This is a genomic window from Leisingera sp. S232 (genome assembly GCF_049800895.1).
GTDB lineage: Bacteria > Pseudomonadota > Alphaproteobacteria > Rhodobacterales > Rhodobacteraceae > Leisingera.
Map to the genome: position 1 here is coordinate 77,944 of NZ_JBNAFX010000016.1, position 8,389 is coordinate 86,332.

The 8,389-nt window shown below is 61.0% G+C and carries 6 protein-coding genes and 1 pseudogene; 5 read left to right on the plus strand and 2 right to left on the minus strand.

Features of this window, described 5'->3' with window-relative positions:
- Positions 1-114 precede the first annotated feature (114 nt).
- Positions 115-1,461, minus strand: coding sequence for an ABC transporter substrate-binding protein (locus ACP151_RS11680; RefSeq protein WP_424979082.1), 1,347 nt, complete (start codon positions 1,459-1,461; stop codon positions 115-117).
- 231 nt (positions 1,462-1,692) lie between these two features.
- On the opposite strand from ACP151_RS11680, the gene ACP151_RS11685 reads away from it, so the two are divergent.
- The 5 genes from ACP151_RS11685 (at position 1,693) to ACP151_RS11705 (ending at position 7,917) form a co-directional block, all read left to right on the plus strand.
- Entirely contained in the window at positions 1,693-2,991 is a 1,299-nt protein-coding gene (locus ACP151_RS11685) for a short-chain fatty acyl-CoA regulator family protein (RefSeq protein WP_424979083.1), read from the plus strand.
- A 93-nt stretch (positions 2,992-3,084) separates the two neighbouring features.
- The gene (locus tag ACP151_RS11690) at positions 3,085-3,465 is read left to right on the plus strand and encodes a response regulator transcription factor (RefSeq protein ID WP_424979084.1); all 381 of its coding nucleotides are present in this window, start codon (positions 3,085-3,087) and stop codon (positions 3,463-3,465) included.
- A gap of 7 nt (positions 3,466-3,472) precedes the next feature.
- Positions 3,473-3,814: a hypothetical protein gene (locus ACP151_RS11695; RefSeq protein ID WP_424979086.1), complete on the plus strand. Its 342-nt coding sequence runs from the start codon at positions 3,473-3,475 to the stop codon at positions 3,812-3,814.
- A complete protein-coding gene (locus ACP151_RS11700; protein WP_424979087.1) occupies positions 3,814-6,519 on the plus strand; it encodes an ATP-binding protein in 2,706 nt (901 codons plus the stop codon). The genes ACP151_RS11695 and ACP151_RS11700 overlap by 1 nt, the downstream gene beginning before the upstream one ends.
- Before the next feature lie 57 nt (positions 6,520-6,576).
- Entirely contained in the window at positions 6,577-7,917 is a 1,341-nt protein-coding gene (locus ACP151_RS11705; RefSeq protein WP_424979088.1) for a FliM/FliN family flagellar motor C-terminal domain-containing protein, read from the plus strand.
- A 246-nt stretch (positions 7,918-8,163) separates the two neighbouring features.
- Here the strand turns inward: ACP151_RS11705 and ACP151_RS11710 are convergent.
- A pseudogene (locus ACP151_RS11710) lies at positions 8,164-8,389 on the minus strand (IS5/IS1182 family transposase); the annotation flags it as partial.

An 8,389-nucleotide genomic window follows, 5' to 3' on the forward strand; every position in this document is an offset into this window, starting at 1 on the left:
TGCATAATGCGGTCGGGCCCGTTACAGGGCGGCTTTGGCGGGCGCAGCATGGGGCGGGGGCTGTCACAGGGAAAGCCCCCGCCCGGCTGTTCAAATGCAGGTCAGGCCTCTGCTTCAGGCGCCATTGTTGCAGGTGCCCAGAGCGCCGCCAGAGAACTGCGGGTGATCGGGGTCATAGGTGACCTGATCCACCGGGGTGACTTCGACGATTTCGAGCAGGTCGAACTCTGACGTCGGGTTCTCTTTGCCCTTCACGACCAGCACGTCCTTGAAACACTGGTGGTCGGCGCCACGGTACAGCGTCTTGCCGTTGCCCAGCCCGTCGAACTCATAGTCCTCGAGCGCCTCGGCCACAGCACAGGGTGCAAAGGAGCCTGCGCGTTCAACCGCATCCGCATAAAGCAGGGTCTGCACATAGGTGGTGTGCGCGGCCTGGCTCGGCGGGAAGCCGTATTTTGTGCCAAAGGATTTCACAAAGGCCTTGGAGCCTTCGTCCTGCAGGGTCCAATGCCAGTTGGTGGAGCCGAAGATGCCCTTCACGTTGGCGCCCGCACCCTTGGCCATCAGGCGGGAGTAGAGCGGCACGACGATCTGGAAATCCTTGCCGTTCACCTGCTTGTCGCGCAGGCCGAACTGCACAGCATTGGTCAGCGAGTTCACCATATTGCCGCCATAGTGGTTCAGAACCAGCGTGTCGGCGCCGGACTGCAGAACCGGAGCAATGTAGGACGAGAAGTCGGTCTGGGTCAGCGGGGTCTTCACTGCGGCAACAGTGTCCCAGCCCATGGCTTCGGTCGAGGATTTGACCGCTTCTTCGGTGGTGTAGCCCCAATTGTAGTCCGCGGTCAGGTGATAGGCTTTGCGGTCGGTGCCATAGGCGCCTGCCAGCACCGGCGCCAGTGCCGCACCGGACATGTAGGAGTTGAAGAAGTGGCGGAACCCGTTGGCCCGCTTGTCCTTGCCGGTGGTGTCGTTGGAGTGGGTCAGGCCTGCCATGAAGATCACGCCTGCCTCCTGGCACAGCGCCTGCACGGCCACGGCCACACCAGAAGAGGAGCCGCCGGTGATCATCACCGCGCCGTCCTTTTCGATCATCGACTTGGCCGAGGCGCGGGCCGCGTCGGACTTTGTCTGGGTGTCGCCGGTCACATATTCGACCTTCTTGCCCAGAATACCGTTGCCCTGCAGCGCCTTGGAGCTGAAGGTGTTCATCATGCCGGCGTCGCCGCCACCGTTCAGGTGCTCGACCGCCAGCTCATAGGCGCGCAGCTCGTCGGCGCCTTCGTCTGCATAGGGGCCGGTCTGGGGCACGTTGAAGCCCAGGGTGACGGTGCCGCCTGTCGGCTCATTGGTAAAAGCATGCGCGCTTTGCGCGGTAAAGATCGTCGGCAGCGCAAGCCCTGCGCCTGCGACGGCGCCGGTCCGCAATAGGCCGCGACGCGAAACGTCAAGTTTAGGCATGTATTCCTCCCTTGTATGATTGGCACTGCCCAGCTCCTCACTTCTGCGCGGTACCTGCACAATTTGTGCAAATTCAGTATGGGCGGCTTGTGTAAACTTGAGCAATAAAACCCTTTTAAAGCTTGAAAACTCTGTAAATAAATGAACACTGCGTTACGGTGATCTGTAAATAAAGTTATTTTGCATTGCAGAAAGCTGTTGAAAAGGAAGCGTTTTGGGAGACCCGCCGGCATGGCACGCGACACCCTGACAGGCAGCCGGATCCGCGAGCGCAGGCTGATCCTGGGCATGCGCCAGGCTGAACTGGCGCGGGAGGCGGGGATCTCTGCCTCATATCTCAATCTGATTGAGCACAACCGGCGCAGAATCGGCGGCAAGCTGCTGGTCGGTATTGCAGGCGTTCTGGGCGTAGAGCCGTCGATGCTCAGCGAGGGGGCCGAGGCGGCACTGATCTCAACCCTGCGGGAAGCTGCGGCGGACAGCGGCGCGCCGGTGGCAGAGCTTGACCGGGCCGATGAATTCGCGGGCCGTTTTCCCGGCTGGGCCGAAGTTCTGGCAGCCGGTCATCGCCGCATCGCCGCGCTGGAGCGGACGGTGGAAACACTGTCAGACCGTTTGACCCATGACCCGAACCTTGCGGCCTCGGTCCACGAGGTGCTGTCGACCGCTGCCGCGATCAGGTCCACCGCCGCCATTCTGGCGGAAACCGGTGAACTGGAGCCGGAATGGCGCGACCGTTTCCACAGAAATCTCAATGAGGATTCGCTGCGCCTGTCGGAAAGCAGCCGTGCGCTTGTGAGCTTGCTGGACGAGGACGGCATAGGCGCAGACCGTCGTGGCATGCCGCAGGAGGAGGCGGAGGCGTTTTTCCTGAGCAACGGATTTCATTTTCCTGCGCTGGAAGATGGCTCTGCCACACCAGAGGATCTGGTGCGGGACGCAACGTCGCTGACTGGCGAGGCGGCGCGCAGTTTGGCACAGGCGATGCTGGAACAATATCGCGCGGACGCCATGTTGGTTCCTTTGCGGTCGCTGGAGCGGGAGATATCAGCTGGTGGCATTGATCCGGTCGCACTGGCCCGCGGGTTCGGCTGCGGGCTGCCTGCGGTGCTGCGCCGACTGGCGTCGCTGCCAGAGGATGTGTTGGGCCAGGAGGCCGGGCTGGTCATCTGCGATGCATCCGGCACATTGCTGTTTCGCAAGCCGGTAACTGGTTTTGCAATGCCGAGGTTTGGTGCGTCTTGCCCGCTGTGGCCGCTCTATGCTGCGCTGGTAAATCCGAATGTGCCTGTCAGGCGAAATGTGGTGCAATATGGCCGGAACGCTGAAGCGTTTGATTGCATGGCCACCGCCTGGATGCAGAGACAGCCGGATTTCGGAGAAGACCCGCTGTACCGTGCGGTGATGCTGATCCTGCCGGGGGCCAAGGACGCGCAGGATCCCCAGCCAGTGGGGGCCAGCTGCCGGATCTGTCCGCGCCAGGGCTGTCCGGCGCGGCGCGAACCTTCGATCCTGAAGGAAGAGTTTTGACACTTGCGCGGGCAGGGCGCTAACCTGTGGGAAAATAACCGTGTGCCCGTGGCCGCACAGGCTGCGGGACCGCGCTGGGAGGAAATTCTGCTGATGGGCAGGCATGTTGTTCTGATTGAAGATGAACCGAATATCGCCGAGGCTATCCGGTTTTTGCTGATGCGCGACGGCTGGAGCGTGGATGCCCATACCGATGGTGCGACGGCTGTAGAGGTGATCCGGGAGGCCGGTCCCGACCTGGTTATTCTGGACCTGATGCTGCCCGGCAAAAGCGGCTTGGAAATCGTTCGTGAACTGCGCGCAGCAGAGGGCATGCAGACTTTGCCGGTTCTGATGCTGACCGCCCGCGGCCAATTGCGGGACCGTGAGATGGCGGAGAAAGCCGGGGTCACCCGGTTCATGACCAAACCGTTCTCAAATACCGAAGTGCTTACCGCTGTGCGCGATCTGCACGCCCAGGCCGGACAGGGATAAAGCCGCGATGGCGCAGGGTCGCGGCAACAGATACTCGGGCACCCGATCAGAGCGCCAGACCTACCGCCGCCGCAGGCTGATGGACATCTCGAGGCTGCTTCCGGTGCTGGGGGCGTTGCTGTTGGCGCTGCCGCTGCTGTGGCCGGAGGCCTCAGCCCATCCGGCCACGCGCGGCGGCGTTAGCATGTCTGCGGCCATCATCTATATCTTTGCCGTCTGGATCGGCCTGATAGCCACCTGTTTTGTTTTCAGTTTGGCTGTTCAGAGATGGGCCGACCACTGGACCGGCGGCGGGCCTGACGCTGCAGGAACCGAAGGCCGGGCTGGCGACCGCGCAGGAGACAGCTGATGGCCTCTCTGAATGGTCTTGCCTTTGTCTGCCTGGCCTATGTCGCCTTTCTGTTTTTCATTGCATTCTGGGCCGACCGGCAGGCAAGCCGCGGCCGCAGTGCCGCATGGATGCGCTCACCGCTGATCTACACGCTGTCCCTGTCGATCTACTGCACCGCATGGACCTTTTATGGCGCTGTTGGCTATGCTGCACGCTCTGGGCTGGAGTTCGTGACGATCTATCTCGGCCCTTCGCTTGTGATGATCTGCTGGTGGTGGGGGCTGCGCAAGCTGGTGCGGATCGGGCGCAGTCAGCGGATCACCTCGATTGCCGACCTGTTGTCCTCGCGCTATGGCAAGTCAAACCTGCTGGCCGCTGGTGTGACCATTCTGGCGGTGATTGGTGTTACACCATATATTTCATTGCAATTACAGTCCGTTACACTGTCTTTTGCAATCTTCGCCGACGCCGATCCGCTGCGGGAATTTAATGAAACCTCCACTGTGTTTTGGGTGGCAGCGGGCCTGGCGGTCTTTGCGATCCTGTTTGGAACCCGCAACCTGAATGCCAATGAACGCCATCACGGCGTCGTGACAGCGGTGGCTCTTGAAGCAATCGTCAAACTGGCCGCCCTGCTGGCGGTTGGGGTTTTTGTGGTCTGGGGGGTTGCAGGCGGTATTGGTGAAACGCTGACCCGCATCGACGCCTCGCAGATCGGGCAGTGGAATGTCGACGGCAGCCGCTGGACCACGATCACCTTTCTGGCGGCCGCGGCCTTTATCTGCCTGCCACGAATGTTCCAGGTCATGGTCGTCGAGAACGAGGATGAACGCCATCTGCGGATCGCCTCCTGGGCGTTTCCGCTGTATCTCCTGCTGATCTCCATGTTTGTGGTGCCAATTGCCGTGGTCGGGCTGGATCTTCTGCCCGCCGGCGCCAATCCCGACATGTTCGTGCTGACGGTTCCTTTGCATCAGGGGCAGCAGGGGCTGGCGATGCTGTCCTTTCTGGGCGGCTTTTCGTCTGCCACGTCGATGGTGATTGTGGCCGCGATGGCATTGTCGACGATGGTGTCGAACCACATAGTCATGCCGGTCTGGTTGCGGGTGCAAAGCCGTCAGGCATCGGTCTCTGGTGATGTACGGAACGTGGTTCTGCTGTCGCGGCGGGTGTCGATCGCAGTGATTATGGCGCTGGGGTATTTCTATTATCATCTCTCTGGCGGCGCAGCGGCGCTGGCGGCCATCGGTCTCATCTCATTTGCGGGTGTGGCGCAGCTTCTGCCGGCGCTGGTGGGCGGTCTGTTCTGGCGCGGCGCCACCCGAAGCGGGGCGCTGGCGGGGCTGTCTGTGGGGTTTGGTATCTGGCTTTTTACCATGCTCCTGCCGGCTCTGGGCGGGGGGCTGCTGCCGGCGCATATCCTGCGCGACGGCCTGTTTGGTTTCAGCTGGCTGCGGCCAGAGGCGCTGTTCGGGATCGAAGGCCTTGATCCGACGGTGCATGCGGTCATGTGGTCGATGAGCCTGAATGCGCTGGTGTTTTGCCTGGTCTCTCTTATCAGCTTTCCCAGCCCGCTGGAGCGGTTGCAGGGGGCGCAATTCGTCAATGTGTTTGACCATTCGGCAGGTCCGCGCGGCTGGACCGGATCAGTGGCGCAATGCGAAGACCTGATGATTATGTCGCAGCGGATTCTTGGCGCAACGGAGGCGCAGGCCTTCTTTGAGCAAGAGCGGATTCGGCAGGGCAGCCGTGGACCGCTGCCGGAACCGACACCGGCCTTTCTGGAGCGGCTGGAGCGGGAGCTCAGCGCCTCTATCGGGGCGGCGGCGGCCCATGCGATGATTGGGCAGATTGCCGGCGGCTCTTCGGTTTCTGTGGCGGACCTGCTGGCGGTTGCAGATGAAACTGCACAGATGCTGGAATATTCCAACCGTCTGGAGCTGCAGTCGGCGGAGCTCTCTGCAACCGCTCTTAAGCTGCGGGAAACAAATGAAAAGCTGACTCAGCTCTCGGAGCAGAAAGACGCCTTCCTGAGCCAGGTCAGCCATGAGCTGCGCACTCCGATGACATCCATTCGGGCGTTTTCGGAGATTCTGAGAGATGCCGGGCGGCTTGATGAGCAAGAACAGCGCCGCTATGCCGGAATCATTCACGACGAGGCGCTGCGGCTGACCCGGCTGCTGAATGATCTGCTGGACCTTAGCGTTCTTGAAAGCGGCAAGGTCAGCCTGAATATCACCGTTGGCACCTTGTCTGAAGTGCTGGACCACGCGGTATCGGCTGCACTGGCTGGCTTGGACCGGCCGCTTGAGGTCAAACGCAGTCCGGAGGCCGAAGGATACCGGGTTTCTTCTGACCTGGACCGTTTGGCGCAAGTCTTCATCAACCTGATTACCAATGCCCAGAAATACTGCGACGCAGAGCAGCCGGTGCTGTCAGTCGCTGCGTCAGCGGCCGACGGGCGGCTTTATGTTGATTTTGCTGACAACGGCAGCGGTGTTCCGGCGGATTCTCAGCAGGTGATCTTTGAAAAATTTGCCCGCGTCAGGCCTGAACGGGCAGGTGGTGCGGGTCTTGGTCTGGCGATTTGCCGCGAAGTCATGCAGCGGCTGGGGGGCGATGTTTCATACTTGCCGGGGCATGGTGGCGGCGCTTTTCGGGTTTCCTTACCGATTTCAGAGGAAAAGGCTGCTAAACCGGCACGGGAATACAGAAGTTGTTAACCCCCTTTCGGGTAAAACCGGAGAAACGGGACGCGTAAGGGGCAGGTTAAACAGCCTATGTCTGAAACAGAAGCAGCAGAGGCAAGCGGCGGCGGGCACAATGTGCTCGCTCGCAAGCTGGCAGCGACCAAGGAAGGCGCTGGGGGACTGACAAGTTCCCTGACGCTGAAGGCGTTACGCCGCTCAGTCGCGCGGGCTGCTGCTGACCTGTGCGATCTGCCGATGGCAGTTCTGGCTGCACGGCAATCCAACCGGGTGCCGGAAGATTTGGCTGAACAGCTTTCGGACAAGGATCTTCTGGTGGTCCTGGATTGCCCTCATGGACGGCTTGGGGCAGCCAGTATGGATGCTGCCACCGTGACCGCACTGATCCAGCAGCAAACGATTGGGACCGTGGCCGGCAAAGCACCGGATGAGCGCAACTATACGCCCACCGATGCTGCCATGACCTCGGACTTCCTGGAACGCACCTTTAGCAAAGTCGTCGCCATGCTGGCGGACCAGACAGATCAGGCGCTTTTCACCGGATACAGATTTGGCGCGCAGGTTGAAAATGTGCGCAGTCTGGTGCTGGGGATGGAGGCAGAGGACTACCGGATCATTGAGCTGACACTGGATCTCGCCTGCGGCGCCATGCAAGGTGTCATGAAGCTGATCCTGCCAGAGCCCACGGCAGAAGAGCTGCAAGGGGGGCACGGCAGTGCCAATGGACCGTCACTTGGGGCAAACCTCGACTCGATGCGGGCGGAACTGACAGCGGTGCTGTGCAAGATGCGGGTGCCGGTGCAGACGTTTGCAGGCCTGCGGATCGGCGATACGATTCCGCTGGATTCGGCGTATCTTTATGAAACGGATCTGCTGACGATCGGCGGCAGCTCAGTGGCTCAGGGACGTCTTGGCCAAATGAAAGGTTCGCGTGCCGTGCGATTGAACCTGTCAAAGGGCGAAAGCCAAGGAAATGCGGGTGCTGATGCCGCAGCGTTTTCTGAAAGCGGCGGTATGGACATGCTCCCGGATGCGGCACCGGCGCTTGAACTGGATATGGGAATCGCTGCGCAAGGGTTGCAAGAACCCATGGATAACATGGGGCTGCCTGCCCTGGATGCCGGTGGGGGGCTGGATGCAGCCCCATTTGATGGCGGTCTTGGCGGTGGGCTTGACGCAGGACTTGGCGGCATGGGCGGCGGGCTTGATGCCGGAATGGATGCGATGGCGCTTCCTGCGCTTGACGGCGAAGGAGAGCTGGGCATGGACGGGCTGGCCGGCGGATTGCCGGATATGTCTGATCTCGCCGAACTGCCAGACCTTCCGACCGGAGATCTTGACGATTTTGCCGCTGGCGATCCGGATGAAATATCGCAGCTTGCCGGGTTGGACAGCGCGCTCCCTGAAAGTTGAGGCCGGGGCGGCGTGAGTGCCAGAGCGAAACCCCACTGCAGCGGCGGCAGGGGTATCGAAAATCCGAAAATGACCGCCCGTGCCGTTCTGTAAACCGGGGCGGGCTCTGGCTCAGTCTATTGAAAACCAGCGGAGCTTTGATTGGCTCGGAGGTTTAGGGTGAGCTTTTGTGGTTAAGCTTTTGCTTTCACACGGCGTTGTTGCGCAACTCGTTTTGAGGACGAGCTTCCCCTTTCCGCGGCGGATTCATCCATCACACACGATCTCGGCGGTGCCGAGGGCCGAGAATCGGTTCATGAGAGCGATGCGGATGTGGATTTCGGCGGTTTGTCTGTCTGGGTCCCTCGCCATGATGCGTTCGCCGAATGCCTTGAGGCATAGCATTTTGGCCTCCACGCGACTTCGGATGTGATAACCACTCCATCGTTTCCACAGCGCCCTGCCGAAGCGTTGCGAAGCGCGCAGTATCTCG